The organism is Pseudoalteromonas sp. 19-MNA-CIBAN-0066 (genome assembly GCF_040308705.1).
GTDB classification, from domain to species: Bacteria; Pseudomonadota; Gammaproteobacteria; order Enterobacterales; family Alteromonadaceae; genus Pseudoalteromonas; species Pseudoalteromonas nigrifaciens.
Genome location: NZ_JBEONZ010000338.1, coordinates 1 through 249, shown reverse-complemented (window position 1 = coordinate 249; position 249 = coordinate 1). Strand labels below are relative to the sequence as shown.

At 45.8% G+C, this 249-nt stretch carries 1 protein-coding gene; it reads left to right on the top strand.

Annotated features, from left to right (window positions below; genetic code table 11):
- The coding region (locus AAEZ18_RS19345; RefSeq protein ID WP_352256063.1) for a response regulator at nt 1-249 on the top strand (249 nt) is incomplete at both ends.

Genomic DNA, 249 nt, shown 5'->3' with positions numbered 1-249 from the left:
ACCCTGATTTGCCTGTATTGATGATGACGGCGTACGCCACAATCGACGATGCGGTAGAAGCCATGCGCCTAGGTGCAATTGACTACATGGCTAAACCATTTGCACCTGAAGTGCTGTTAAATATGGTGAGCCGTTATTTGCCTGAAAAAGCAAAAGAAACCGACGGACCTATTGTTGCTGACCCAACTAGTATTCAATTATTGGAGCTTGCGAGTAAAGTAGCACGCTCTGATGCAAGTGTAATGGTAC